Genomic DNA, 1,467 nt, shown 5'->3' on the forward strand with positions numbered 1-1,467 from the left:
TGGACCGACCACGGAGGCAACGGCCTCAAGCGCGTCACCAGCACGACCACCACCGACCACGTCAACCACATCTACGCCATCGACACCAACGACCAGATCCTCGAACTGGACGCCAACTACACGGCCGGACAGTGGTCGAACTGGTCACTCGCCGGCACCACAGGCGGCTTCCAGGGCCAGGACGTGACCGCCACAGCATCCGGCAGGACGGTACACCTCGGAGTCATCGGCCTCGACGGCAACTGGTACAACACCGACGGCGACTTCGAACGCGGCACCTGGAACGGCTGGTGGAACGGCGGCGGCGGCAACCTCAAGCGCCTGACCTCCGCCATGGCCAACAACGTGAACCACGTCTTCGCCGTCCGAGCCGACAACTCCATCACCGAACGCGACGGCGACTACACCACAGGCCGATGGAACGACTGGGCCACCCCCGCCGGAGGCGGCGAAGCCATCACCCTCACCGCCAGCTTCACCCAGTAACACAACCGACCCACCGCTGTGGCCCGGCACCGAGGTGCCGGGCCACAGCCCTTGATCCCTGGGACACGCCATGAACCGTCGCTGTACCGTCCTCGGCGGGCTCGCCGCCGCCACCGCCCTGCTCGTGCCCGCCCTACCTGGACCGGCTCGGGCCGCCACGACGGCCGATACCACCATGGCACCCCCGACGGTCCGCGTGCTGCCCCTCGGAGACTCGCTCACCTACGGCCAGGGCAGCTCCACGGGCGGCGGCTACCGCCTGCCGTTGCGGAACCTGGCCGCGGGGCAGTCCCGATACACCCTCGACTTCGTCGGCTCCCTCGCCAACGGCTCCCAGCCCGACCCCGTCCACGAAGGTCATGCCGGATACACCATCGACCGGGTGCGGGCCGGTGTGGATCGCTGGATCACCGCGGCGCAGCCCGACGTGATCCTCCTCCACATCGGTGTCAACGACCTCAACCAAGGCGCCGATCCCGACCAGGCCGCCGAACGGGCCCGTACCCTCCTGAACCGGATCTTCGAGATGCGGCCCGATGTCACGGTCATCATGCAAGGCCTCGTCCCCACCACCCCGGGCTGGAACAACCAGGACCTCACCCAGGCCGTCACCCGCTACAACCAGCAGCTCAAGGCGGTCGAAGGAACCCAGCAACGCCAGAACAGACGCTTCCGGTTCATCGACGCCCCCGCCCTGACGACCCTCCAGCAGGCCGATGCGACCCACCCCGTACAGATGACGGACGGCCTGCATCCGAACGACCAGGGCTATACCCGGCTGGCCGCGGCCTTCTTCGCGGCGCTCGAGCAGACCCGTACGGCAGGATGGTTCACCGGTGGCCCCGCCCGCCCCGACCAGCCCCGCCCGACGAACACCGTCCACCTACAGCGCGTCACTGGGGCCGGTGACCTGTTCAACGCGGAGGGGGACTACTCGGCGGGCCGGTGGAGCGGCTGGGTCAATCAAGGCGCCACCCAGCT

1 protein-coding gene and 1 pseudogene are annotated in these 1,467 nt (G+C 68.7%); both read left to right on the top strand.

What is annotated here, in order from left to right; all coding sequences use genetic code 11:
* Positions 1-486 (top strand): annotated as a pseudogene (locus AB0D45_RS34845) (hypothetical protein); the annotation flags it as partial.
* 70 nt (positions 487-556) lie between these two features.
* Positions 557-1,467, top strand: a 911-nt coding sequence (locus AB0D45_RS34850) for an SGNH/GDSL hydrolase family protein (protein ID WP_362466733.1), incomplete at its 3' end; no start/stop codon positions are given.

It is taken from the genome of Streptomyces sp. NPDC048352 (assembly GCF_040651895.1).
Classification (GTDB): Bacteria; Actinomycetota; Actinomycetes; order Streptomycetales; family Streptomycetaceae; genus Streptomyces.